This is a genomic window from Pseudomonas syringae group sp. 26L6 (genome assembly GCF_032587815.1).
GTDB classification, from domain to species: Bacteria; Pseudomonadota; Gammaproteobacteria; order Pseudomonadales; family Pseudomonadaceae; genus Aquipseudomonas; species Aquipseudomonas amygdali.
This window is the reverse complement of record NZ_JAWHPJ010000047.1, coordinates 22,529-48,290: the sequence shown is the minus strand read 5'-3', so window position 1 is coordinate 48,290 and position 25,762 is coordinate 22,529. Positions and strand designations below refer to the sequence as shown.

At 54.3% G+C, this 25,762-nt stretch carries 22 protein-coding genes and 4 pseudogenes; 18 read left to right on the top strand and 8 right to left on the bottom strand.

Features of this window, described 5'->3' with window-relative positions; all coding sequences use genetic code 11:
• The 9 genes and pseudogenes from RYA97_RS19685 to RYA97_RS19645 all read left to right on the top strand — a co-directional run.
• A pseudogene (locus RYA97_RS19685) lies at window positions 1-619 on the top strand (RHS repeat domain-containing protein); the annotation flags it as partial.
• 78 nt (window positions 620-697) lie between these two features.
• Window positions 698-997 carry a hypothetical protein gene (locus RYA97_RS19680; RefSeq protein WP_316892960.1) on the top strand — a complete coding sequence of 100 codons (300 nt, stop codon included), beginning with the start codon at window positions 698-700 and terminating at the stop codon, window positions 995-997.
• A gap of 4 nt (window positions 998-1,001) precedes the next feature.
• Window positions 1,002-1,619, top strand: a complete 618-nt coding sequence (locus tag RYA97_RS19675; protein ID WP_117140789.1) for a hypothetical protein — start codon at window positions 1,002-1,004, stop codon at window positions 1,617-1,619.
• A 405-nt stretch (window positions 1,620-2,024) separates the two neighbouring features.
• A pseudogene (locus RYA97_RS19670) lies at window positions 2,025-3,338 on the top strand (RHS repeat-associated core domain-containing protein); the annotation flags it as partial.
• The gene (locus tag RYA97_RS19665; RefSeq protein WP_117182500.1) at window positions 3,338-3,952 is read left to right on the top strand and encodes an SMI1/KNR4 family protein; all 615 of its coding nucleotides are present in this window, start codon (window positions 3,338-3,340) and stop codon (window positions 3,950-3,952) included. The pseudogene RYA97_RS19670 and the gene RYA97_RS19665, both read left to right, overlap by 1 nt.
• Window positions 3,953-4,206: 254 nt before the next feature.
• Window positions 4,207-5,478 (top strand): annotated as a pseudogene (locus tag RYA97_RS19660) (RHS repeat-associated core domain-containing protein); the annotation flags it as partial.
• A gap of 133 nt (window positions 5,479-5,611) precedes the next feature.
• Window positions 5,612-6,181: an imm11 family protein gene (locus RYA97_RS19655; RefSeq protein WP_232829549.1), complete on the top strand. Its 570-nt coding sequence runs from the start codon at window positions 5,612-5,614 to the stop codon at window positions 6,179-6,181.
• 179 nt (window positions 6,182-6,360) lie between these two features.
• Window positions 6,361-6,834: pseudogene (locus RYA97_RS19650) on the top strand (type IV secretion protein Rhs); the annotation flags it as partial.
• 239 nt (window positions 6,835-7,073) lie between these two features.
• The gene (locus tag RYA97_RS19645; protein ID WP_117139480.1) at window positions 7,074-7,649 is read left to right on the top strand and encodes a DUF1349 domain-containing protein; all 576 of its coding nucleotides are present in this window, start codon (window positions 7,074-7,076) and stop codon (window positions 7,647-7,649) included.
• Window positions 7,650-7,706: 57 nt separating this feature from the next.
• Here the strand turns inward: RYA97_RS19645 and RYA97_RS19640 are convergent, their stop codons facing one another.
• A complete protein-coding gene (locus RYA97_RS19640) occupies window positions 7,707-8,144 on the bottom strand; it encodes a DUF3757 domain-containing protein (RefSeq protein ID WP_162883023.1) in 438 nt (145 codons plus the stop codon).
• Between the two features lie 895 nt (window positions 8,145-9,039).
• On the opposite strand from RYA97_RS19640, the gene RYA97_RS19635 reads away from it, so the two are divergent.
• Window positions 9,040-9,339 (top strand): hypothetical protein, encoded by a 300-nt coding sequence (locus RYA97_RS19635; protein ID WP_117139479.1) that lies wholly within the window; start codon window positions 9,040-9,042, stop codon window positions 9,337-9,339.
• An 812-nt stretch (window positions 9,340-10,151) separates the two neighbouring features.
• Here the strand turns inward: RYA97_RS19635 and RYA97_RS19630 are convergent.
• On the bottom strand, window positions 10,152-10,610 hold the full coding sequence (locus tag RYA97_RS19630) for a hypothetical protein (protein ID WP_117139477.1): 459 nt from the start codon (window positions 10,608-10,610) through the stop codon (window positions 10,152-10,154).
• A 315-nt stretch (window positions 10,611-10,925) separates the two neighbouring features.
• On the opposite strand from RYA97_RS19630, the gene RYA97_RS19625 reads away from it, so the two are divergent.
• Both RYA97_RS19625 and RYA97_RS19620 read left to right on the top strand, forming a co-directional pair.
• Window positions 10,926-11,048, top strand: a complete 123-nt coding sequence (locus RYA97_RS19625; protein ID WP_264674886.1) for a hypothetical protein — start codon at window positions 10,926-10,928, stop codon at window positions 11,046-11,048.
• A 111-nt stretch (window positions 11,049-11,159) separates the two neighbouring features.
• The gene (locus tag RYA97_RS19620) at window positions 11,160-12,515 is read left to right on the top strand and encodes a PBS lyase (protein ID WP_117139475.1); all 1,356 of its coding nucleotides are present in this window, start codon (window positions 11,160-11,162) and stop codon (window positions 12,513-12,515) included.
• A gap of 100 nt (window positions 12,516-12,615) precedes the next feature.
• Here RYA97_RS19620 and RYA97_RS19615 read toward each other — a convergent pair whose 3' ends face one another.
• Window positions 12,616-13,926, bottom strand: coding sequence for a mechanosensitive ion channel family protein (locus tag RYA97_RS19615; protein WP_316892955.1), 1,311 nt, complete (start codon window positions 13,924-13,926; stop codon window positions 12,616-12,618).
• A 158-nt stretch (window positions 13,927-14,084) separates the two neighbouring features.
• Between RYA97_RS19615 and RYA97_RS19610 the strand changes: the two genes are divergently transcribed.
• Window positions 14,085-15,197, top strand: coding sequence for an XAC2610-related protein (locus RYA97_RS19610; RefSeq protein WP_316892953.1), 1,113 nt, complete (start codon window positions 14,085-14,087; stop codon window positions 15,195-15,197).
• A gap of 15 nt (window positions 15,198-15,212) precedes the next feature.
• Here the strand turns inward: RYA97_RS19610 and RYA97_RS19605 are convergent, their stop codons facing one another.
• Window positions 15,213-16,106: a LysR family transcriptional regulator gene (locus RYA97_RS19605; protein ID WP_316892952.1), complete on the bottom strand. Its 894-nt coding sequence runs from the start codon at window positions 16,104-16,106 to the stop codon at window positions 15,213-15,215.
• 105 nt (window positions 16,107-16,211) lie between these two features.
• Between RYA97_RS19605 and RYA97_RS19600 the strand changes: the two genes are divergently transcribed.
• The 5 genes from RYA97_RS19600 (at window position 16,212) to RYA97_RS19580 (ending at window position 20,957) form a co-directional block, all read left to right on the top strand.
• Window positions 16,212-17,411: an MFS transporter gene (locus RYA97_RS19600; RefSeq protein ID WP_316892950.1), complete on the top strand. Its 1,200-nt coding sequence runs from the start codon at window positions 16,212-16,214 to the stop codon at window positions 17,409-17,411.
• 57 nt (window positions 17,412-17,468) lie between these two features.
• Window positions 17,469-18,497: an alpha/beta hydrolase gene (locus tag RYA97_RS19595; RefSeq protein ID WP_316892948.1), complete on the top strand. Its 1,029-nt coding sequence runs from the start codon at window positions 17,469-17,471 to the stop codon at window positions 18,495-18,497.
• 225 nt (window positions 18,498-18,722) lie between these two features.
• Window positions 18,723-19,091, top strand: coding sequence for an antibiotic biosynthesis monooxygenase family protein (locus tag RYA97_RS19590; protein WP_316892947.1), 369 nt, complete (start codon window positions 18,723-18,725; stop codon window positions 19,089-19,091).
• A gap of 50 nt (window positions 19,092-19,141) precedes the next feature.
• Window positions 19,142-20,047 (top strand): NADP-dependent oxidoreductase, encoded by a 906-nt coding sequence (locus RYA97_RS19585; RefSeq protein ID WP_316892945.1) that lies wholly within the window; start codon window positions 19,142-19,144, stop codon window positions 20,045-20,047.
• A 148-nt stretch (window positions 20,048-20,195) separates the two neighbouring features.
• A complete protein-coding gene (locus tag RYA97_RS19580) occupies window positions 20,196-20,957 on the top strand; it encodes an SDR family NAD(P)-dependent oxidoreductase (RefSeq protein ID WP_316892944.1) in 762 nt (253 codons plus the stop codon).
• A 100-nt stretch (window positions 20,958-21,057) separates the two neighbouring features.
• On the opposite strand, the gene RYA97_RS19575 is transcribed toward RYA97_RS19580, so the two are convergent.
• The 4 genes from RYA97_RS19575 to bamA form a co-directional block, all read right to left on the bottom strand.
• Window positions 21,058-21,762 (bottom strand): YafY family protein, encoded by a 705-nt coding sequence (locus tag RYA97_RS19575; RefSeq protein ID WP_316892942.1) that lies wholly within the window; start codon window positions 21,760-21,762, stop codon window positions 21,058-21,060.
• A gap of 2 nt (window positions 21,763-21,764) precedes the next feature.
• Window positions 21,765-22,697 (bottom strand): NAD(P)-dependent alcohol dehydrogenase, encoded by a 933-nt coding sequence (locus RYA97_RS19570; protein WP_316883416.1) that lies wholly within the window; start codon window positions 22,695-22,697, stop codon window positions 21,765-21,767.
• Window positions 22,698-22,785: 88 nt separating this feature from the next.
• Window positions 22,786-23,199 carry a hypothetical protein gene (locus RYA97_RS19565; RefSeq protein WP_316883419.1) on the bottom strand — a complete coding sequence of 138 codons (414 nt, stop codon included), beginning with the start codon at window positions 23,197-23,199 and terminating at the stop codon, window positions 22,786-22,788.
• 120 nt (window positions 23,200-23,319) lie between these two features.
• Window positions 23,320-25,692 (bottom strand): outer membrane protein assembly factor BamA, encoded by a 2,373-nt coding sequence (gene bamA, locus RYA97_RS19560; protein ID WP_316892940.1) that lies wholly within the window; start codon window positions 25,690-25,692, stop codon window positions 23,320-23,322.
• Between the last annotated feature and the right edge of the window lie 70 nt (window positions 25,693-25,762).

Genomic DNA, 25,762 nt, shown 5'->3' with positions numbered 1-25,762 from the left:
CCAATCGCTGGCAGACCTTCACCTACGACTGCGAAAACCGCCTGGTCAAAACCGAAACCATGGCCGACACGCAGGTGGAAAGCACCAGCAGCTACCAATACGACAGCCTGGGCCGAAGAGTCGCCAAACAGTCCGAGATCAAAGGCCACACCGACCACAAACGCTTCCTCTGGCAAGGCCTGCGGATGCTGCGCGAAGAAAGCCCCGGCCAGAGCAGCCTGTATCTTTACGAGCCCGGCAGCTATGCGCCGCTGGCCCGCGTGGATGAAAAAGGAGGCGAGGTAGAGAATAAGGTTTATTACTTCCACACCGACCAGATCGGCACACCGCTGGAAATGACCGACGCCGAAGGGCAGATCGTCTGGCAGGCGAAGTACCGGGCGTGGGGTGCGGTTGAGAAGCTGGTGGTAAACGAAGTTGAGCAGAACCTGCGGTTTCAGGGGCAGTATTTTGATGTCGAGACGGGCTGCATTACAACACGTTTCGGTATTATGACCCGGAGATTGGGCGGTTTATAACGCAGGATCCGATTGGGTTGTTGGGTGGGTTTAATCTTTACGCCTATGCGCCTAGTCCAACCGGATGGGTTGATCCATACGGCCTATGCAAAAGCTCTTCAAGTGGTGCTAAAGGCGTCAATAAGGCCACGCACGACCTAGAGAGGAATGGATATAAAATAGTTTCAGAGGAAGTGACAATGAAAGTAAACGGCAGCAGGGTTCGTGCCGATATTGTCGCGCAGGATGTACATGGTAACTACCACGTTTTTGAGGTAAAACACGGCTCAGGTGGCCTTACTAAAAATCAAAAAGCTACTGGTGTTTATGATATGTCTAACCCTATTAACACCACGCAACACCTAGGTGGGGAAACTATTAAACCTTCTAAAGGTACGGCAGGAACCTTCCAAGTAGATACTAAAGGTGTTCCCGGAAAAGCCCTAGGAGGAAAAGGGGCTTTGCATGATGCAACTTTCAACATTTTAAAATATCGGTGATATCGTGAGCAAAGAAGATCGAATTTATTTTGAAGAAAAACTACAAGAAGAGCTACAAAATATAGAATGCAAAGAGCTGGCAGTAAAAGCGGTTAAAAAAGGTTTGAAATTCCGCTTCGAAAAAAAAATAGTCGCAGAGCTAGACTTTCAATATCTGGTAAAGTCACACGCCTTTACGCTCAACGGGCGAGTTTTTGGAGGGCCTATCTTTGATTGCATGTCTAAGATAGACATGCCTTACAAGAGCAACTTAGGGAGCGACGCTTGTTTTTCGTTTACCACATCAGGAAGACAAGATAAGAAATTTAGCCCTAGCATCTACGGCACTATAGCTATCCCCCGCCCTGAACATGCAAGCGAAACTTGTAATCATATCAGACACGCACTTGAAGAGTACTACATCCCTTTAATTGTGGGTTGCGTATTGTCTAGCGAGCGGACTATTGATGATGTTCTCTACTCACCAAGAGACTATTCATATCCTGCTGCATTTATCCATTGCGCTGTGAAATGCAACTCATCGACACTAAAAAACAAATCGCTAGCAGAGCTAAGGAACAATAAAAACATAATTAAAAATAAAGATTTTGATCTCGACCTTCTAGATACTTGCTTTTCATAACATGCCGACTGATTTTACATAAATAGGCTTGAAAATACCTATTGCTTTATAACGATATATTTGCCACTTACCCTATACGCTTTTAAAGGTCTATTGTTCTTTAATAAAATGCGCCGCAGTATGATTGCCAACCTTGTCTCAATCAGCTGCCGCTTTCTTTTTAATTAGTGGTTCTGCTATCGCTCACACCACATCAACTGTACTACCGACAGCAACAGCAAGCTCGGCGAGGTGTTCAATGGTAATGGCGATTCAGTGCGCTTCGTCTCACCTACACCGAAGACGTGGTGACCCGCCACAGCAACATGCTACTGGGGAACCATAGTCGACCCGACGCTCAAGTCCAAATACCTGTGGCGGAACAGCCTCGCTCAGGTTGTGCGCTTTCAGGACTGCTCAGGCAGTTACGTCGAACACGCCTACAACCCCATTCACCGCCGCTACGAATACGACCCGGCCGGCGAACTGAGCCGCACCCTCGACAAGCTTCGCGGCGAAACCCAGTACGAATACGAAGCCAACGGCCAGTTGCTGGCGCGCAATACCGGCCGAGTGGTCGACGGCGAAGAGTTCCGCTACGACGCCGCCGCCAACCGCCTCAACTTCAACACCAGCCGCTTCGACCACGTCAAAGACAACCGCCTCAGACAATGGGCGAACCACGAATACAAATACGACGCCTGGGGCAACCTGATCGAAAAAGTCGTCGGCATCGTGCGCTGGCAGACCTTCACCTACGACTGCGAAAACCGCCTGGTCAAAACCGAGACCATGGCCGACACGCAGGTGGAAAGCACCAGCAGCTACCAGTACGACAGCCTTGGCCGACGCGTCGCCAAACAGTCCGAGATCAAAGGCCACACCGACCACAAACGCTTCCTCTGGCAAGGCCTGCGCATGCTGCGAGAGGAAAGTCCGGGCCAGAGCAGCCTGTACCTTTACGAGCCCGGCAGCTAAGCGCCTCTGGCCCGTGTGGACGAGAAAGAAGGCGAAGTCGAGAACAAGGTTTAGTACTTCCACACCGACCAGATCGGTACGCCGCTGGAAATGACCGATGCCGAAGGGCAGATCGTCTGGCAGGCGAGGTACCGGGCATGGGGTGCGGTGGAAAAGCTGGTGGTGAACGAGGTTGAGCAGAACCTGCGGTTTCAGGGGCAGTATTTTGATGTCGAAACGGGGCTGCATTACAACACGTTTCGGTATTATGACCCGGAGATTGGGCGGTTTATAACGCAAGATTCGATTGGGTTGGATGGGGGGGATAACCTTTACAAATATGTTCCAAATCCCACAGCATGGGTTGATCCATGGGGCTGGGCTTGCAATCGTCCGGGGGGCTATAAATCAGGTGATGTCGATACCCATGGCAATTTATCACCGGGCGTAAACAGAGCGCCTGGTAATAAAAACATCCCAAGTGATAAATCAGTTCAGTCACACCACTTTATTCAGGATGAGTGGGCAAAGAGGAATGTAGCAGGATATAAGCGTAACGCAGCACCAGCAGTTTTATTAAAAAGCTCCTCTGGAGAATCACACGCTATTGTTTCATCACTTCAACGAACCAGACGCAGATTGGGCGGATTTAACGGCACCATTAAGGAAGAGTTTGGAACCGCATACAAAGAGCTAATAGACTCTGGAGTTAGTCCTAGCGTAGCAAAGAAAGCTGCGAGCAGATCATATAAATACTTCGACTCCTTGGGAGCATTTGACTAATGATATCCTTCACTGAAAAGAACAGCCCTGCCAACGTAAATGAAATAGAATCCGTCTGCAAAGAGTTAGGAATCTCAGAAAAAAACTGGTTGAGAACATTCTGGTCTGAATGCAATGGGGCGGTATTAGAAGATCAAATCGTAATTTATCCTACTGATCAAATTGTCGAGCGCAACAAAACATATGAAATAGATATAAATTTCCCCGAGTACATTTTGATTGGAGATGACTCTGGAGGCGGATTAATATTAATCCCCAAAAAAGGCTTGGAAAAATTCTACTTTATAGGGTCTGGAGATCCCTTTATTAATGACGCTGAAGTATTTGACTCCATTGAAAAGCTAACTGCCTACGTGATGGCTGATGCAGATAGTGATAGTGATAGTGATAGTGATAGTGATAGTGGCAACATAGTTTCAGTCGCAGAGATCAAGCCGTCAGCATCTGACGTACTGAAAATTAAAAAAGATTTTAATTTAGACTATTCAATAGCACTGCTAATTAAAAAACTAGAAAAAAAAGAAGAGATCATCTCGGAAAATGTGAAACTTATTAAGTATAAATCCGCATTAGACTTACACAGGCAATTTGTTAGATTCTCATCAAAACCCTGATTTCAAAAGCTAGCACTAACATGTGGACTCAAAATAAATTTTTATTGATTTTTCACACTTAATCCATAAAAGTAAAATTACATAAATAACGACTAGCTCACCTTATTTTGAATAGGTAATGCTAGCGATCTTTAAAAACTTAGATTTATTCCTTCTTAAAGATATCGTTTTATTTTTAGTCGTAGCTTGGCAGTGGTTTTAATAAGACAGTTTAATCCTAAACACCAACTGATCAGAGACATGAGTATTGGGGCTATCGCCCCCAAGGCAAACTCACGAGCTGCTTCGGCTACGACAGCATGGGCCGCAAGGCCTGGCAGTATGCAACCACCCTGCTCGCCGAAAAGCTGTCGCAGATTCAGAACCCGCTTATAAAACCAGAACGCTACGTCGAACACGCCTACAACCCGGTCCACTGCCGCTACGAATACGACCCGGCCGGCGAACTGAGCCGTACCCTCGACAAACTGCGCGGCGAAACCCAGTACGAATACGAAGCCAACGGCCAGTTGCTGGCGCGCAACACCGGCCGAGTGGTCGACGGCGAAGAGTTCCGCTACGACGCAGCGGCCAACCGCCTGAACTTCAACACCAGCCGCTTCGACCACGTCAAAGACAACCGCCTAAAACATTGGGCAAACCACGAGTACAAATATGACGCGTGGGGCAACCTGATCGAAAAAGTCGTCGGCATCGTGCGCTGGCAGACCTTCACCTACGACTGCGAAAACCGCCTGGTCAAAACCGAAACCATGGCCGACACGCAGGTGGAAAGCACCAGCAGCTACCAATACGACAGCCTGGGCCGAAGAGTCGCCAAACAGTCCGAGATCAAAGGCCACACCGACCACAAACGCTTCCTCTGGCAAGGTCTGCGGATGCTGCGTGAGGAAAGTCCAGGACAGAGCAGCCTGTATATCTACGAGCCCGGCAGCTATGCGCCGCTGGCCCGCGTGGATGAGAAAGAGAGCGAGGTAGAGAATAAGGTTTATTACTTCCACACCGACCAGATCGGCACACCGCTGGAAATGACCGACGCCGAAGGGCAGATCGTCTGGCAGGCCAAGTACCGGGCGTGGGGTGCGGTTGAGAACCTGGTGGTGAACGAGGTTGAGCAGAACCTGCGGTTTCAGGGGCAGTATTTTGATGTCGAAACGGGGCTGCACTACAACACGTTTCGGTATTACGACCCGGAGATTGGGCGGTTTATAACGCAGGATCCGATTGGGTTGTTGGGTGGGTTTAATCTTTATCAATATGCTCCGAACCCAGTAGGCTGGCTGGATCCACTTGGCTGGATTACCTATAACACCATGCAAGTTCTTTCGGGCTTTCAAAAGCACCATATAATCCCTCAGCAATTAGCAAATCATGAGGCTATCAAAGCAGCTGGCATGAATATTCATAAGGTTTCAAATATTATTTACCTGTCTAAATATGCCGAAAGTCATCCTACCAGAACAGTTCATCGAGGTTCTCATGCTGAGTACACTGCCAGAATTGAGAAAAAGCTTGATGTGGCTAGTGATTACGGAAAGGTCAATGGTTGGAGTAAGGGAGATTGCGAAAAAGTGGTAAACGGCATTATAGCAGATGAGCGTAAAGGATTGCGATCTGGCACTACTAAGTTAAATTCTGCATCTGTGAGAGGTATTGCTTGTGGCTAAGATTTTCATTATAAATATATCTAGCTCTTATCCAGATAGCTATTGGTTTAAAAGTAATGTCTTAACAGGCCAAGACCCTATTCTTTTGAAAAAAGGAATGGAGATAAGTGAGGATGTACTGGTTGAGTTTACCTCGACGTCAAGAGCTAGCACCAATGGGATCCTTAAATACGATTTTTTCTTCAGTGATGGCCCTAACTTTATCAGCCCTAGATTCCATAAATTATTACTGGAAGCCAATGTTTCTGGAGTTAAATTTTTTGACGCAAACGTGTATATATCTGGAAAAAAATATGAAGGCTATAAATTTTTTAACCCCACCTCAAGACTTAGCGCTTTTGATAAAGAAAAATCAAAAAATGAGCCGCTTGTGAGCTACCTGCCCGACGGGCCTAAAATATATACTGAAATCGTTCTTAAAGATGATGTGGATATAGGTGTCGATATTTTTAGAGCGGAGGAGGACTTTACAACTATACTAGCCACAGCTCGTGTTAAAGACTTATGCGAGATTAATAAAGTGCGAGGTCTGCAATTCAAAGAGCATATTCTCGAAGCCTGAGTTCAATGGGTCGTGCTTTTTATTATTTTTTCTGCTACTTGGGATTAATGCTCTTTAATAACAAAGCAGGCGATGCTAGTGGCTGTCAACTTTGCCTCAGTCACTAGCCCTCTTATATTATTGAATAGTGGATTTGAAAACCACTACCACCATGTTATCACTCAGGTCTATTACCCCAATGGAAGTCTCTCTATAATTCCAGAGGCAATTTTCTGGGTGAGATCAACGCGCTGGGCCACAAGACCGAATACCTCAACAGTGAAGATGGCCTGCCACACACCATCATTGATGCGACCTATAAATTCAAATACCTGTGGTGGAACAGCCTCGCTCAGGTTGAGCACTTTCAGGACTGTTCAGGCAAAGATACTTATTACCGCTATGACGATCGCGGTCATCTGATCGCCGTCACCGATGCCCTGAACAACACCACCACGCTGGAACGCAAACCCGACGGCGAAGTGCTGCGCATCAACCACCCGGACGGCACCCACGAGACCTTTACCTACAACGAACTGGGCCAGGTCCTTACCCACACCGACGGCAAAGGCCAGACCACCCAGTTGCTGCGCAATGGCCGTGGCCTGCCCAAATGGAGACAGGATGCCAAAGGGCAAACCATCACCTACGAATACGACAAGGCTATTCGCCTAGAACCGTAGCGGAGTATAAGGACAGCATGCGTTATCAGGGGGCGGGCTATATGGCCTTGCCAATGGCCATAAAACCGACCAAGGCAAACCCGCATGCCCTAACGGGAGAGCTCAGGGCAGGCCTTGATGATCAGCCACTGAGTAATGTTGCCCTGTAGAATTTCTGTATGGTACGAAAATAGCTGCTGACGATCTGGTTAGTAATCTGTCCTCGGCATGCAGTTCACACAGGAGGCAACATGTTCGACAAAGGCATCTGGCAGAACGAGCCCCGGCACTGGAACGTGGCGGAAGAGCGTCTGACAGTCACCACCGATCCGCAAACCGATTTCTGGCAACAGACTCACTACGGCTTCTGCCGCGACACAGGTCATTTTCTGGGTGTTTCGGTGACCGGTGATTTCACTGCGCAAGTGCATGTGCAAGGCGATTTCAAGACGCTTTACGATCAGGCGGGTTTGATGGTCCGCATTGACGAGCGCAACTGGGTCAAAACCGGCGTTGAGGTCAGCGACGGAGCCCTGATGCTGGGCAGCGTTCTGACCTGCGGGCAATCGGATTGGGCGACTGGTGCGTTTGATGAGTCGTCATCCGGCCTCTGGCTGCGAGTCACGGTCGCCAAGGGCGTTATGCGTATTCAGCACTCCAGCGACGGGCTGCGCTGGCCGCTGCTGCGCCTGGCACCATTTCCCGTGAGTGAGTCTTATGCCGTAGGGCCGATGTGTTGCAGTCCGGAACGGGGAGGGCTGGAGGTGGTGTTCTCTCATTTCGAGGTCATGCCTGCACTGGGCAAGGATTTGCATGATCTGACGTGAGTGACTCTTCAGCCGGTCATTGCAGGCCCGCTGAAGAGCGATATGCTTATCTCGGTTTTACTGAATAACGGTGAACTTGCAGTTTTCAGGGGATGTTTTTTCACATACGTTGTAGATGAGACCAAAAGGCCCATCTTCTTTTTTCCAGGCGCTGCCTGCAGTTTTTACAGTAAAATCCTTATTGTTTTTAGCGATGAAGCGCATGTCCAGCGCCTCGCGCCCACCAATGTTGTAGGTGCAGTGTTGCAACATCTCAGGTGCGTCTGCGCCCTCTTGAATAGTGATGGCCAGGTCAAAGGACTGCACAGACATTTTCTTTGTTACAACGCCTTGTAGTACGCCGGTCCACTCGCCTTCATTGCCGCTCGCCCGGTAAACACCGGGTGAGACCTGTTCGATCTTCTCCACGGCAGGGCAGTTTTCCGCCGCTTGAGAGGTCAGGGACATGCCCAGCAGGCAGGTAGCAATTGCGGCGCTGATTAATACTTTTTTCATGATATTCCTTCAATTGAGAATTTAATTCTTGATGTGTTTATATGAGCGTTAGTGCGGATATTTGACGCAGTTGCACAGCGCGTGCTTGTTGTCAGGTACGCCAGTTGGTTGCATGTTTCTGTTTGGTGTGAGGCAGTGGTTTTGTTGCTTATTGTTTCGTTGTTAAAGGCGTGCGTATTTTAGTAAATATTTGATCGTATCCAGTGTGGATGAGTTTATCTTAGGCGCTAGAGTGTTTATTGTCTGCACCTTCAGGCCTTAATTGTTTGTAGGAAATGGCGTTGGTTTGTGTGGGGATAGTGGGCTGGCCGATTACTCCTGAAGCCCTGTCCACATAGGCATGGCAAGGGCTGCGCGCGGGATGACGACTCGAAACGCCAAGCCGGGGGCTTCACCAAGGCTTGGTTCGTGAAAGCTACTCCCCACAGGCGTACGCACCAATAATGCCTTTGCGGTATCCGCATAGGGGAACCGAATTCTTTGGCTAACAGGATGGCAGTTATTGCCCACTAGATCTAACGTCGAAGCGCTCAGAAATCCTGATCCTTCTTGAAACTCCATTCACGTATGTGCGCCTCGACCAAGCCAGCGCCATAACTTCATCTTGGCTAACCAGAGGCCATCCTGTGTACCCAGTATTCTAGGATTTCTCTTTCGATATTCAGGGTCATGGGAAAATATCGATTCTGATGGGTACCGGCGACTAGGCTAGGAAGGTCTGACCTTCGAACTCTCTTTTGGTCAGGCCTGCTTTTAATGACCGCTTTGGGTCGATTGCAGCCGGTCACGACATGCCGCTATCGACCCATTGAGGTCTTTCGTTTTTGCCCGGATAAGAGTTTATATAACCTTATGAATCTCTCAGCAATCTTGCTCTCAGGATTTGGGATCACTTATGCGTACTGACCAGATAAAGCTACTCGCGCTTACACTGCTTGAAATCAAGACGTTGCTTGCCGATTACCTAGGCAGAGATGTGGATGCTCCTATGAGCGTCCGTGTCGCGGCGCATATGGCCTATGCGCTCCACAATGAGGCGGAGGCTGTGTACAGCAACGCAGATTTTGAGATCGCCGATGCAAGCTTGAAAATTTATGCAATCGATCAGATTCTGGGCGTCACTGACGGTGCCTCATTGTTGGACAGGTTTAACGTTGAGACCAAAAACATTTTGAATAGCGGTCAGCTCAGATGACCGCTTCTGGCCGACTCTGTTGAAAAAGTCGGTTTTTCTGAATGTCAAATCATGGGTTGGTAAAAGCGCCTCTTCAGCACGCTTCTGCGTGAAATCTCAGTTCGAACGGCTATGCGCAGACTCAAGATTTCAACCTCCGACGCATACTTTTCCGTCTCAGAAATGACAGCCGATTTTTTCAACAGAATCGGCCGATAGCTACCGTACGCAACTGAACGCTTCCACCCCAAAAAAGCGGTCCCTAATCGCCGAATAAAGGCTAAGAAACCTGATCACCTATCACTATGATGGATGCTCCGAAGATTACGTGATATAGCCGGGTAACCTCAGCCAATGAACGTAATGGGGCAGGCAAATCGAATAGTTTCAGTGGATTCTGGGGACGGTATTGCAGCTCATACCCCCTCAACGCCTGGCGTGAATCGCGATGAACGTCCGACCAGTCGTAAGCAAAGAACCCACGTTTAGCAAATTCAACGAAAGCGTTTGCACCAGCCCGGGCACTGGCCCGATCTACATCGGACACTTTCGGCAAGGAAAGGACAAATTCTTCGGAGTTTTCGACGGAGGGTATCGCGGAATTAGGAACTGGTCCGGGGCCACCTGTAGTGAAGAGCGCAACCTGTCCGAGGGCGTCGGTAGCGACCCATCCAACGTCAAAGTCCTGAAGAGTGAAGGGAGCCATCATTTGCACCTACTTTTGAAGAGGGGACGAGTTGATTTCCCAACTCTGCTTACCAGCCCAGAAAGTGTAAAAGTAAGTAGAAAAACTCTTAAAGCGGGAAAAAATTCGAAGGATTTATTTTTCCAGCTTAAAGATTTGCTCCTGGCCAATATCCGCTACCACCCTGAAACTCACGCACTATCTGCACAACCAGCGGCTTCACATATTTCTCAATGGTATCAATCTCCGGCGGATCATCATGGCGCCCCCACTCCCCCTGATCAAAGGCCTGATAAAGCGAGAAAGCAGGCTGCGGCATGTCATTGGTCATGCCCACATCAACGATGGCAGCGATGAGCCCGTTCATGACGCCATCGCAGAACTCGTAAGTCAAAGCCCCTGCCAAGTAGCCTTCAGCAACCGCTATGGATAGCTCGTTCAGCAGATTGCGGGGGGGCACGCCGAATTCCTCGCAGGTGGCAGCAAGATCATTCAACGTTAAACCGTAGGCTTCGGCTTCAACCAAAAGCTTATTGCGTTGATTCTTTGGCAACCTCCCGTCCACAGTTCCCTTCCACGTTGCGGATGTCGTACCCGTGTCACTCATAATACTTCCCAGCCAGCAAAATGGCCGCACAGCGATGCCAAACATTGGGTATCGACCTATCCTCTTGGGCAAGTCGGGAACTGGCGTCTGCCCACGAAGCTGCCGCATCGAAAAACGCGTCAACGGACACATTTTCCCAGCCTAGAGCACTTGGCCCATAGGCCGATGAAGGCGATGTCTTTTCAATTAAACGCCCGCTGGCGAAATCTACACCGAGGGCTTCGATAAATCGTATGAACGACGGTTCATCTCTGACGTGCGCCAACAACTCATGAAGATCTACAGGGCTATGCATAGGTTTCCTGGAGGCACTTAATGATTGATCACATGCTGCTGCACTGCATCGTTAACGGCCAACTCGGCTATCCAGGCTTTCAGGCCAGGGATGTGATGCGGAGTGACCGCTTCTGGCCGATTGCGGGCCGTCGTCTCAGCTAGCTACATGCCAAAGGTGACTGTCAGAACCCTTACGCCCGACGCCCTGCCATCCGCGACCAATACTGCTGTATATTTTCGGATCAGATGGAAATGTTACGAAAGGATTGAAGCATGGTATCCATAAGGGGATGGTTAACTCGACTGAAAAATCACGAGGCGCCCGTCACGCAATGGGAGGCTCAGCGCCGTGAGGAAGCTGCGCGTTTGCTCGGCAAGGCAGAAGAGAGTGGCGACTGGATAGCGCTGACCACCCACTACAACGGTTTCATTCGCGAAGTAGCGGTAAGGGCACTACGTGACCAACCTTCTCCTGAAGCATTAGCAGCATTGATCGATCGGTTGAACGATTGGGTTCCACAAATTCGTGAGCTGGCGGCAGAAAGCCTAAATCATTATCTATCGCCGTCCTATGTTCAGGCCTTATTGTTCGTGCTTGAACCGCTCATGGCGCTGGCTTCGCGTCAAAGAGCAGATCATGGTCCTACGCTGATGGCCGTGCGCAAGGTCCTTCAGACGGCCGAGATTCACGATGATGTGTACGCAAACTTCCTAGCGCGACAAAGCAGTCCGGCACGCTACTTGTTCACGTTGTTGCTGGAAAAAGATGTCGATACACAGACGCTTCTACGAGATTCACTGGCCCACCGAGAATTAACTGTGCGCCTTGCAGCCGTGGCCGCTTGTCAAGGGTTGCCAGCGGCGCAAGCACTGCCATTGCTACGCGAAGCCCTGTTTCGTCCAGGGGCCAAGGTGCGAGTCTGCGTAATGCGTGCGCTGCTGCCATTGCTGGAAAATCCACAACCGTTGTTGCGTACGGCCTTACTGGATAACTCGCGGTCCATCCGAACCTTGGCCCTCTGGCTAGCGCCGAAACACGATATTGATGCGCGGGCCATTCTGGCCGAACGACTGACGCAGGGCTTGCCCACAGCAAAGCGCGATTGGCTGGGTATCCTGGGGCTGGCAGCAGAACTTGATGTCGAACTCGAACACAGCTGGTTGACGGCAGCAGCAGGATCTAATTATCCCTCCGTACGGCAAGCCACTATGGGCCATCTGGGCGAGGGGCATTCGGTTGAGCTGCTCAGCGCGCTCGACGATCCATCGAGCGCCGTATTTCTTGCTGCAGTTGCCCAACTGAACAAGCATTCTTGGGCTTCATTAAAGACCGGGCTAGATGCCAAATTAGACAAGGATTGGCATGAGCTATCCGAAAAGCGCCGCCATGCCCTTACGCGACTGCGTCCGCAATGGCAGCAAGTAGCTTACTTACTCGCACGGTTAACTGCAGAGCCCGCTGCACAAGCTCTTTGGGCTAAGCGAGTCGACTTGTGGTGCGAGGAGCAATACCAAATTGTCGATCCGGTCACGTCCAAGGCCGAGCGAGGCAAACTGATTGAGCAGCTTCGAGTCCTGACCTCGAAAGGGTTAATCAGCAGTGCCAATTTTGCACGTGTTTCGGATTGATCAAACTCCGACACGACTGCAGAAATTCGAGCACTCATGATCCAGTCCCTACGGGGTGTGAATCCATCTTGAGCATTCAGCTACGCATTATCTGCGCCGTTCAGCCCGAATGTTCTGTAGGAAACGGCTCTACCAGCGGTGTAGCCCCCGCCCGCGCCGGCTCCCCCCGCAATCCCACCCGCATATCCGCCCCACTAGGCTGCTGATACAAACTCAACCCGAACTCCGGCATCACCGTAATCAGATAATCGAAAATATCCCCCTGTATCCGCTCGTAATCCACCCACACCGTCGTGCGGGTGAAGCAGTAGATTTCCAGCGGAATGCCCTGCGACGTAGGCTCCAGCTGGCGAACCATGCAGGTCATGCCTGGATTGATATCGACGTGGCTTTTAAGGTACGCCAGGGCGTAGGCGCGGAAGGTGCCGATGTTGGTCATGCGTCGGCGGTTGGCGGACATTTGTGCGACGTTGCCTTGTGCCTGGTTCCAGGCCAGCAGTTCGGCCTGTTTGCGGCCGATGTAGTCGGTGAGCAGGTGGATTTGCATCAGTTGCTGTTCTTCATCGTCGCGCACGAAGCGTACGCCGCTGGCGTCGATGAACAGGCTGCGCTTGATGCGCCGTCCGCCTGATTGCTGCATGCCGCGCCAGTTGCGGAACGACTCGGACATTAAGCGCCAGGTTGGGATGGAGACGATGGTTTTATCGAAGTTCTGCACCTTGACGGTGTGCAGGGTGATGTCTACCACGTCGCCGTCTGCGCCCACTTGTGGCATTTCGATCCAGTCGCCGACGCGCAGCATGTCGTTGCTGGTCAGCTGCACACTGGCGACGAAGGAGAGCAGGGTGTCCTTGTAGACCAACAGGATGACCGCCGACATGGCGCCGAGGCCGGACAGCAGTAGCAGGGGCGAACGGTCGATCAGGGTGGCGACGATGATGATCCCGGCGAAGACGTAGAGGATCATCTTCGACAGTTGCACGTAACCCTTGATGGAGCGCGTGCGGGCGTGTTCGGTGCGCGCGTAGATGTCCAGCAGGGCGTTGAGCAGGGTGCCGATGGCTAATGTCATGAATAGGATGGTGAACGCCATGGCGATGTTGCCGATCACGTTGCGGCCCGCAGTGCTCAGGCCCGGGACCAGCGTGAGGCCGAACTGAATGACCAGTGACGGCACCATCTGCGCCAGTCGGTGAAAGACCTTGTTGTGGCGGAAGTCGTTGACCCAGTGCAAGGACGGCTGACGGCCTAGCATCCGGACGGCGTACAGCACCAGAAAGCGCGCGACACGACCAAGTACCAGCGCGGCGGTCAGCAACAGGACCAGTGCCAGCCCGGAACGTACCCACGGGTGCTGATCGAGCATGTCCCAGATTTCCTGGGTCTTGAGCCAAAGCGAGTGAATATCCATAAAAGCATCGGGCCCGTTAAGCGAAGAGGGGGCGTGATTAGAACATTTACCGGGTCGGACGGGGCGGCCCGTGAGCACGAAGTGCACGTCGGGCAATGATTTCAAATTGTATCGATTGCTGAAGTAGCCTCGTCGCTCATTATCAAAGGAGTTGCGTCTTGCACCTATCCATCGTTCAACGCTGTGCGTCACGTCTTGGTTTGCAGGCCTTGTGGGTACTGGTCGGTCTGGCCTCGTCGACACTGGTGAGTGCCGTCGGCGTGCTACCGACCTACGGTGAAATGGATGCAGCAGGCTTTGCGGACGCCCCCCGGGAGAACTACGCCCTGCAGGACTTTTCCGATAAATACCGTGCGACGCTGGATATTTCCGCCAAGGACGATGTGTTTCGTCCCGGCGTCATCAACGTGTACGACAAGGCCAGCGGTGCGGCCTTGATCCGCGTGCAGTCCGACGAACTGGTGCTCGGCACTGACCCGAAAACCGGCAAGGTCAAAACCAACGTGCACGAGTTGCCCTATGGCGAACAAAGCGTACTGATCTATCAGGATTTCAACTTCGATGGCATCAAGGATCTGGCCTTGATGGATGGGCAGAACAGTTGCTATCACGGCCCCTCTTATCAGGTCTTTCTCGGCACGGCCGATGGTTTCCGGCACAGCGATTCGTTTACCGAACTGGCGCAAAACAACTGCGGCCTGTTCAGCGTGGATGAGAAAGCCCATAAGATCGAGACCATGACCAAAAGTGGTTGCTGCTGGCACCAGATGTCCACTTACGGCATCCATAACGGTGAGCCGGTTCTGGAGACGCAAACAGTCATTGAACACACCGGCGGGTCGGGGCTGCCGACTGAAACAGTCAGTCGCAACCAGAATGGCAAGATGACGCACACCACCAGCATCGTCTGGGAGGAAGACCAGCAGCGTGAGATTCTTCTGTCGTTCAGGCTCGCGCCTTCCGGCAAGCGCATTGTGTTGTTCCGTTCAGGGGACGCAAGCCCGGTCTTCTACGCAGCCGTGGACAGCAAGAATCAGGTCGGGCTGCTGTTTCCCCAGGCTGAAGGTGAGCAACTGAAGTACGACGCTGCCAGTCACGTATTGAGCTTCGTGCGCGGCGACACCGCTTACCGGATCGTGGGTGACGCAAAGGGTGCGCCCACCGCCATGCAAGTGGTGGTGCGTGGCAAGACCACCGACCTGAAACTGCTTGCCGAGCCTGCTCAAGGTTCGCTGAACAAGGTCGCGGATGCGTTGAAAGCCGCGCAATAATCAGGCGGTTGGCGGCTAGCCCCGATACCTCACCGCCTCGACAAACGCATTGAACGCCGGCGACGCCTGTCGCCGGTTCGGGTAGTACAAGTGAAAGCCTTCGAAGTAAGGGCTCCAGTCGACCAGCACTTCTGTCAGGCGGCCGCTGGCGATGTGCGGTTCGGCCATGGAGTCAGGCACGTAGGCCAGGCCCACGCCGTCCAGTGCGGCGTTGAGCACATGGATCATGCTGTTCGACGTAAATTGCCCGTTGACTCGAAGGTTGAGCTTGCGGCTGTCCTTCTCGAACTCCCAGGCGTAGCAGCTGCCGTTTGGCGAGTGGCGGATGTTGATGCAGGTGTGTTGAGTCAGGTCCTGAGGCTGCAGCGGGACGGGATGTCGCTCGAAGTAGGCCGGCGAGCCGACCACTGACAAGCGCCAGTCAGGCCCCAGGCGCACGGCAATCATGTCCTTGCTGATGGACTCCCCCAGACGGATGCCGGCATCGAAACGTTCGCTGACAATATTGGTGAAGCCGTAGTCGATGCAGATCTCGATCTGAATATCCGGGTACTGCGCCAGAAACCCCGCAAGCATCGGGCGGATGATGCCTTCTGCGGCGTCATCAGAGCAGGTAATGCGAATGGTGCCGGCGGGTTTGTCGCGCAGTTCGCCCAGCACTTCGACTTCTGCGGCAATCTGATCCAGCAGCGGCCCGATCGAGCGCATCAGCCGTTCGCCAGCCTCGGTCGGGGCCACGTTGCGGGTGGTTCTCGCCAGCAGGCGCAGGCCCATGCGCTCTTCAAGCCCTCTCATGCTGTGGCTCAGGGCCGAGGGCGTAACGCCCAGTTTGGTCGCAGCCTTGGTAAAGCTCTGATCACGGGCCACCAGCAGGAAGGCTTGCAGGTCATTGAGTTTCGGTGTGCTCATTGCTGAGTATCTCTCACAAGCGCGTGGAAATTACGGCGTCTAATAATCCTAATCCCTTTGCCCTAACCTGTGCCGACTATTTTCAACGTCGCCAGGTCAGGAAGCATGCAAGCATTTGATTCAACCCTGAAGCAGCCCTCCAGGACCGCGCATCCCCCTGCATGGGGCGCTGTATTTTCGATGGCGCTGTGTGTGGTGGTGCTGATTGCTTCGGAGTTCATGCCAGTCAGCCTGCTGACGCCGATCGCGCAGGATCTCGGCATCAGCCAGGGCCAGGCAGGGCAGGCAATATCGATCTCGGGTTTCTTTGCAGTATTGACCAGCCTGCTGAACACACCGCTGACCGGGCATCTTGACCGCAAACCGGTCCTGCTGGGCTTCAGCCTGTTGCTGCTGGTGTCTGGCGTGATCGTCACGCTGGCCTCCAACGGCTGGTTATTCATGACGGGACGTGCATTGCTCGGGATTGCCATTGGCGGTTTCTGGTCGATGTCGACCGCCACCGTGATGAAGCTGGTGCCGAAGCAATCGGTCGCCAAGGGCCTGGCACTGATCAACGGCGGCAATGCGCTGGCGGCGACGGTCGCCGCGCCATTGGGCAGCTTCATGGGCCAGTACATCGGTTGGCGCGGGGCGTTTTTCCTGGTTATCCCGCTCGCGGCGCTGGCGTTTGCCTGGCAGTGGCTGAGCGTGCCGGCCATGCGCAGTCAGCCGAACAACCGGGCACGCAATCCGTTTCGCCTGCTGCGCAACCCGCAAGTGGCCGTCGGCATGAGCGCGATCCTGTTGCTGTTCATGGGCCAGTTCGCCGTCTTCACCTATTTGCGCCCGTTTCTGGAAGAGATCACCGGGGTCAGCGTCAACTCGCTGTCCCTGATGCTTTTGGCGCTGGGGGCCAGTGGGCTGGCCGGCACCTACCTGATCGGCAGGCTGCTGCACAAAGGCCTGTATGCCTGCCTGATCGGCATTCCGCTGCTGATGGCGGTGCTGGCCGGGTTGCTCACCGGTCTGGGCCATTCGCCTCAGGCCGTCGCCATCGTGCTTGCCGCCTGGGGGCTGATCGCCACGCCTGCGCCTGTTGCCTGGGGCCTTTGGCTGAGTAGAACGCTGCCCGACGATGCTGAGGCAGGTGGCGGGTTGATGGTGGCAACCATTCAACTCGCGATCACCGCCGGAGCAGGCATCGGCGGCGCACTGTTCGACAACCTCGGCTGGTGGAGCCCGTTCGCATTCGGTGGCGTGTTGCTTGCGGGTTCGGCCGCACTTGCTGCGGCGGCGCGAGGCAATGCTCGCACTGATAGATAACGTCACAAACAAGTGCTGAAAAGAACGCGGGTTAATCACTTAACAAGGGAACACGCCATGAAAAGGTTTCTTTTGATGTTGGGGCTTTTAATAAGCTCATACGCTGCGACAGGAGCAGACATGTCTCACGGTGCTGATAATTTCTACACAAGCGATAAAGTCACTGCGCAAAAAGTGCTGCTCACTAATCAGTACAAGATGAAAGTCGGTGGCAGTCTGTTCATTCCCAAAGGCTCGAACCCGAACATCAAGGCCCCTGCAATCATCGTCGGCCATCCCATGGGTGCCGTGAAGGAGCAAAGCGCCAACCTCTATGCGCAAAAAATGGCCGAGCAGGGCTTCGTCACGCTGTCGCTGGACCTGTCGTTCTGGGGCGAGAGCGAAGGCCTGCCGCGTAATGCCGTTTCACCGGATATCTACGCCGAAGACTTCAGCGCCGCAGTGGACTTTCTCGGCACCCAGACCTTTGTGGACAAGAATCGCATCGGGGTGCTGGGCATCTGCGGCAGTGGCAGCTTTGTCATCAGTGCCGCGAAGATCGATCCGCGCATGAAAGCCATCGCCACGGTGAGCATGTATGACATGGGCGCCGCCAACCGCAACGGCCTGAAACATTCGCAAACCCTGGCTCAGCGCAAGAAGATCATCGAGCAGGCGGCACTGCAACGCGACGTGGAATATAGCGGTGGCGATACGGCCTACACCAGCGGCACTGTACACAAACTGACTGACAAATCCGGCCCGATCGAACGCGAGTTCTATGATTTCTATCGCACGCCACGGGGCGAGTTCACGCCTGAAGGCCAGTCCCCAGAACTGACCACTCACCCGACGCTGACCAGCAACGTCAAGTTCATGAACTTCTATCCGTTCAACGACATCGAGACGATATCGCCACGCCCGATGTTGTTCATTGCCGGTTCGGTTGCGCACTCTCTGGAGTTCAGCGAGGAGGCCTACAAACTGGCCGGTCAGCCCAAGCAACTGATTATCGTACCGGGCGCGGGGCATGTGGACCTTTATGATCGGGTCGATCTCATCCCGTTCGATAAGCTGGGTGAGTTCTTCAAGAAAAACCTGAAGTAATCAGCCCGTCCTGAATACTTCAAAAGGCCCTGCAACAGCAGGGCCTTTTTTGTCGTCAGCCTTTTGCGACTTCAAATCTGACCGCTACTGCACCCTGGTGACAGAAACTGTCCCTCTCCCCACTTACCATGGCACGGACAAGGCAAAGCCCTTGATGAGCGCTTGACGCAGCGGAGACTGTTGTTGCCTTGGCAATTGAATCAGTAGCTGATTGAGGAGATCACCATGTCCAGTGTTAAGCCGCTTGATCCGTCCTTTCCATTAAGCCAACAGATGGGAATCGATGCTGCCCCCATCGTGTTAATCAACGTCTGCACGATGTCAGCTGAGGACGAAGCAGCCTTTCTCATCGCGTGGGCAACTGACGCTGCGTTCATGAAAAAACAGCCTGGCTTCATCTCGACGCAGCTACATCGCGCCTTGGGAGACAGCCCAACGTATCTCAACTACGCAGTGTTCGAGTCTGCGCAGTCCTGGCGCACTGCTTTCAAACACCCCGATTTCCGCGAGATCACAAAGGCCCATCCGCCATCGGCGGTGTTTCGCCCGCATCTGTTTCAAAAAGTCGCTGTAGCGAATTTATGCACAGCCTAACGACGGGAATTCCACTCCCGACAGTTATTGACGCAGTAAGAGGACTACTTATGAAAGCCGTTCAGTTCAACGAATATGGTGGCACCGATGTATTGAAGATCGTCGACATAGATCCTCCGCACGCTGGGCCGGGTGAGGTGCGCATTAAAGTGCAGGCGGTCGGTGTCAATCCCATCGATTGGAAAATACGCGCGGGGTATGTTCATGACTTCATGCCCGTTACCTTTCCCGCCGGGGTCGGCTCAGAGGCGGCAGGCATCATTGATGAGGTCGGTGAGGGTGTTTCAGGATTTGCGGTCGGTGACGTCGTTTTTGGCCACGGACGAAATACTTTGGCGGAACAGGCCGTCCTGAGAAGTTGGGCGTCTGTGCCGCGCAGCATGCCAATCGAGGTGGCAGGTGGTTTGCCTGTCATTGTTGAAACTGCGACCCGCATCCTCGATCACGTCAATCTCAAGGCTGGCGAAACACTCCTGATAACGGGCGCGGCAGGTGGTGTCGGGTCTGCCGCAATCCAGATGGCACTGCATCGCGGTGCCATCGTGATAGGTACGGCGAGTGCTCCCAAGCATGAGTACCTTCGCAGCCTGGGCGCTGTGCCGACCACCTACGAACCCGGCCTGGCCGCCAGAGTCCAGGCCTTGGCACCCAACGGCGTCAATGCCGCGCTGGACCTGGCCGGAGCTGGCAGCGTGCCTGAACTGGTTGCCATTGTCGGCGATGCCAGTCGGGTCGTGTCCATTTCTGATGTGTCGGCCCCGCAGCATGGCGTAGTTTTCTCCGCGAAATCGCTCGACCATCCCGAGCGGGCGTTTAAAGAAGCGGCGCGCTTGTATGAGATGGGAGCGCTTGATCTGCGTATCGAGCAAACCTTTTCGCTAGGGGAAGTTGCCAATGCTCAAGCGATCAGCGCCGCCGGGCGCGTGACCGGCAAGCTCGTCATTACGCTGGCTTGATCAAAACACCGGGTCGCGGCCTGCGTCTGCAGGCCGTGACAGGTTCGAAGCTTCAAACGTGCGCTCCAGGCTGCGTTGCTCACAGTCGCAGTATTCAAAGTAGTCCTGACCTTTTTTATGAGAGCAAGCCAGTAGGGGAGTTGCAGTAATGAACGTGAGCGCAAAGACGGTACTGATCACCGGCGGTACCCGCGGTATAGGCCTTGAACTCGCCCGCCGCTTTCTGGCCATGGGAAACGTAGTCATCGTGACAGGGCGTGACGAGGCAGGATTACAGGCAGCCCAGCGCGAGTTACCAGGTGTGAAGGCAATACGCAGTGACGTCGGCCGACCAGAAGACATCGTGAGGTTACATGAACAACTGATGCAGGAATTTCCGACGCTGGATATTCTGGTGAACAATGCAGGCATCATGCGCAACATCGAACTTTCCGAACCCCGCTCGCTGGATGATGTAGCGCTTGAAGTCGACGTTGACCTGAATGGCCCCATTCGAATGGTGCAGCAGTTTCTCCCGCACCTTCTCAGCCGGCCCCAGGCAATGATCGTCAACATCAGTTCAGGACTAGCGTTCGTTCCTTTTCCTGCGTCTCCGGTCTACAGCGCCGCGAAAGCCGGGCTACATGCCTACACTCGCGCATTGCGCGTGCAATTAAAAAACACCTCGCTCAAAGTGATCGAAATTGCTCCGCCGAGTACCGACACAGCGCTGTTCAACAACCTGGTAAGCGACCACGCTGCCAAAGGCCCGGCACCTATGCCACTCGCCAAGCTGGCAGATCAGGCAATGGCAGGTATCGCAGCAGGAAAGACCGAGATTCGCCCAGGCTTGAGCCAGATGCTGTATTTGCTGAGTCGCATCGCGCCGGAGTTCGGGTTGCGGCAATTGGCCAAGGCAGCGGGATACTGAGCGCGCGGATCCGGGCAGATCGAAAAGCTGACCGATGAAACAGTGCCACTGTTTCTGCTCATGCGGGGCAGGGCAGAGTGTTGCGAGTGCAGCGGGTGTATCAGCAGGTCTCGCCCCGGACGTTGCAAGGCAGAACCTCCAGTGCTCGCCACTCCTTGATAAGTTGGCGGCGGTTGCGCGTGTAGCGTTCAGTCAGCACTTGCGCCTGCGCGATGTCACCCATGTCGATTAACCGGTAGCGACTGTCGCCCTCACACCAGGCCGCCAAATGACGCCTGGACTCGATGAAGCCGAGCATGATCGGCCAGATGACCTGCGGGTCCTTGGGTGCGTGCTCTATCGAAAGTGTGATGCTCAGCTTGCACTGGTCGCGCAGCGCACGACGGATCTCACTCAGGTCGATGGTCGTTGCGACGCTGAGCGGTTTGCTGATGTAGAACGTTTCGTCTTCCAGTGTCGGGCGCATCTCTACAGGCAAAACGGCGCTGATTTTGGCCAGGGCATTTTTTACGGCGAAGGCGAACTTGTCGTCCGTCTGGCGACTGACCCATTGCGCGCCGATCATCAGCGCCTGCACTTCTTCTTCCGTGAACGACAATGGAGGCAATAGAAAGCCGGGCTTGAGGATGTACCCCAGGCCCGGCTCGCCGTCGATATCAGCACCCATGCCTTGCAGGGTCGCAACATCGCGGCGGATGGTACGCAGTGAAACGCCCAGTTCCTGCGCAAGAGACGCGCCTGATACCGTTCTGCGATGCCGACGAAGCGCTTGCATCAATTCAAACAAACGATGACTTCTGGCCATGCCTACTCCATCGCGATAACACCTTTGCCACCGAGCTTGCGACCTTTCTCAAGTTCGTTGATCAGTGTGATTGCGCTGCTCAAGGTAACCACTTCACCCACCGGGATCTTGAAGGTGCCCCTGCTGGCAGCTTCGGCCAGCTTATCCAGAATCTCGACGCGTGGCGAACCTATGATTGGCTTGAGCCTGCGATCGAAGAGGGCGCGTATGAACTTGCCGGGGCCAGGATTCAGGTCCAGAAACACCCCGCCCGGTCGTAGCATCTCAACGCCTTCCGATACCGTCAGCGTGGCGGCGGTGTCGTACACCACGTCGAAACGTGCGGGAATAGCCGATACGTGGGTGGTTTTATAGTCGTAGACATTCTGTACGCCCAGCGCCTTCGCCCGGTCGAAATCCACAGCACTGCAACTGCCTGAAACCGTAGCGCCGAAGTAACGCGCGATCTGCACCGCTGCTTCGCCGACCGCTCCCGAGCAGCCATTGATGAATACATGCTGGCCTGCCTGCAGCTTCGCTTTGTCGATCAGCCCATTCCAGGCGGTGATGCCCGGCGTGCCGATGCAGGCTGCATCTTCGAAAGAGAGCGACTCGGGTTTTTTAGCCAGAAACGCTTCCCTGGTCACGACAGCCTGACCAAATGCGCCGCTTTCCTTGAAACGTGCAAGCCCCAGCACCGCATCGCCGACCTTGAGCCGGGTGACATCCGCGCCAACCGTGATGACGGTACCCGAGAAGTCCATGCCCATCGCCCGGGGAAACGCGTTGCCCGTGACGATCTTCATCATGCCGTTGCGCAGTTTCCAGTCGATTGGATTAATAGCCGCAAACCTGACCTGTACAGCCACCTCGCCTTTTCCGGGCGCGGACAACTCGAAATTATCGAGCCGCATCAACTCCGGCCCCCCGTATTTGCTGTATTGAATCCGCTGCATCAGTCATCTCCCCCCGGTGAGTGTGGAAGTGACAGTACACAGCGACAGGGACAGTTTTTGTCACCATGATTAGCCAGGGCAGCCCGTATCAACTCGCTATTCGCCGCCCCCGCAATGCGCTCAAACATTCACGCCCGGCGTCCTCGGCCGTTTGCAGCACTGTCTGGCTGCTGTCCTCGGTGATCCAGGTCAGCACCCGCACCTGACCCGTAGCCTGGCTACCGCCGTGCATGCGATTCAGGGTTTCACGTTGCTTGAGCATGGCTTTCATGCGCGTGGCCAGCAGAAAGATGTCGTCAATGAAACCGTCTTCGACGTTGTCGTGATGCTCGATGCCAAGCCCCGTGGCGTCGTGGTCGATACGCAGGTGGTAGTGCATGGCCCCGGTTGCATCCTCGCTGCCGAACAGCGCGATGACGAAGCCTTTGCCCAGCAGTGAGCGCAGGGCGTGCTGGATGATTTCCTGCACATCGGGGGTGATCTGTCTGATTTCGCGGCTCATGTAACGACTCCTGACCTGATGAGTAGTGCAGGCAGTATTCAACGACGGGATGTAAAGCGCGGTCCGGGCCAGGTAATGCTGGGTAAAGACCGCCTGATTCATGCTTAAAAGGCCAGCGTTTCAGAAGGTCTGGCCCAGCGAGAACTGGAACACTTGGGTCTCGGCGTCTTCGGGCTTTTTGATCGGCACGGCGAGGTCGAAGCTCAGGGGGCCGAGCGGCGAGTACCAGGTCACGCCGACGCCGACCGAACTGGCCATCTGGTCGATATTGATGTTGCCGCAGTTCTGCGTGGTGCTCAGGTAGCACTTGTCGGCGTAGACTGTGCCGAAGTCCCAGAACAGCGAGGTGCGCAGGGATTTCTGGTCTTTGACGAAAGGCATCGGGAACAGGTATTCCATGCCGCCGGTGATCAGGATGTTGCCGCCCAGGGCTTCGGTGTCGCGGTCGGAATAGTAGATCTGCCCCTGACTGGCGTAGGTGCCGGTCGACGGGGTATTGCGTGGTCCCAGCGTGCCGTCCTTGAAGCCGCGCACGGTGGCCTGGCCGCCCGCCGTATAGTTTTCGTAGAACGGCAGGCCGTCGGTTTCGCCGTAACCGTTGCCGTAGCCCAGTTTGGTATGCAGGCGCAGCGAGGTGGCGTCGCTGAGCGGCAGGAAGGTCTGGCCGTTGTAGTCGAGTTTGTAGAACTGCAGGTCACTGCCCGGCACGGTGCTGGTCAGGGTCAGGCTTTGTGAATGACCGCGAGTGGCCAGCACGCCTTTGTTGAGGGTCGATTCCGACCAGCCGACACTGGCCTTGAGGTTGGTGAATGACGAGCCCTCACGCTCGATGAAGTCGTAAATCTCGTCGGCGCTGTAGCTGCCGGGGTCGAGGGTGTCGTGCTGGATCGACAAACCGTAGGTCAGGCGCGAGGTTTCGCTGATCGGGTAGCCGAGGTTGACCCCCGCACCGACGCTGTTGAGCGAGTAGTAGGACACCTCGTCATCATCGTCGTAATACTTGCTGTAATCAGTGGCGTTGTAGAAAACGTTGTAGCCCAGGCTTACACCGTCAGGCGTGAAGTATGGGTTGGTGAATGCAAAGTTGTACTTGGTCTGGTACTCGGAGCGCGTCATGCCGAGGCTGGCGAAGTTACCGGTGCCGAGGATGTTGTTCTGCGAGATCGAGCCCCCGAGTATCAGCCCGGCGCTTTGGGCAAAGCCTACGCTGGCGGTGATGTTGCCCGAGGCCTGTTCTTCGACGGCGTAGTTGATGTCCACCTGGTCGTCGGTGCCCGGCACAGCAGGCGTTTCGACGTTGACTTCCTTGAAGAAACCCAGACGCTCCAGACGCACCTTCGACTGGTCGATCAGGTAGGTCGACGCCCAGCCGCCTTCCATCTGGCGCATCTCGCGGCGCAGCACTTCATCGGCAGTCTTGGTGTTGCCGCGAAAGTTGATGCGGTTGGCGTAGGCGCGCTTGCCGGGGTCGACCATAAAGCTGATGTCTACGGTATGGTCGGCATCGTTGGCTTTCGGCACACCGTTGACGTTGGCGAAGGTATAGCCATCGTTGCCCAGGCGGCGGGTGATCAGATTGGTGGTATCGGTCATGACCTTGCGTGAAAACACCTGGCCCGGTTTGACCAGAATCAGTTGTTCGAGCTGCTCCTGCGGCACTTTCAGGTCGCCGCCCAGTTTGACGCTGCCCACGGTGTACCGTTGGCCTTCGGTGATATTGACGGTAATGAACACGCCTTTCTTGTCAGGTGTCAGCGATACCTGCGTCGAGTTGATATCCATGTTGATGTAGCCGCGGTCCAGATACCACGAACGCAGTCGTTCCAGGTCTCCGGAGAGTTTTTCGCGGGCGTACTTGTCATCGTTCTTGAAAAACGACAGCCAGTTACTGGTCTTGAGCTGAAACTGGTCGGTCAGTTCCTCATCTGAAAACACCGTGTTGCCGACCACGTTGATGTGCTGGATCGACGCCACCATCCCTTCGTCGATGGTGATTTTCAGGGCAATGCGGTTGCGTGGTGCAGGCAGCGCCTGAGTATCGACCGAGGCACTGTAGCGGCCCTGGGAGACATACTGGCGTTGCAGTTCATTGCGCACGCCTTCCAGGGTAGCGCGCTGGAAGATTTCACCTTCACTGAGGCCCGACTGCTTCAGCCCTTTCATCAGGTCGTCGGTGCTGATTGCCTTGTTGCCGATAATCTCGATGCTGGCGATGGACGGGCGTTCGACGACATTGATCACCAGCACGTTGCCGTCGCGGGCAACGTTGATGTCTTGAAAGAAACCGGTCTTGAACAGTGAGCGCGACGCGTCGGCCAGACGCTGTTCATCGGCCTGATCGCCGACATTGAGCGGCAGTGCAGCGAATACGCTGCCGGCAGACACCCGTTGCAGGCCGTTGACGCGGATGTCCGAGATGGAAAAAGTGTCGGCATGTACCAGCGGGACGCTGAATAACAGGCAGAACGAGAGAAGCAGACGCGAAGAAATCATCAAACCCTTTCCAGAAAGCGGCGACAAAGGCATTTGAGCGCTGCCGATGACACGCCAGAAAGGGCCGGTC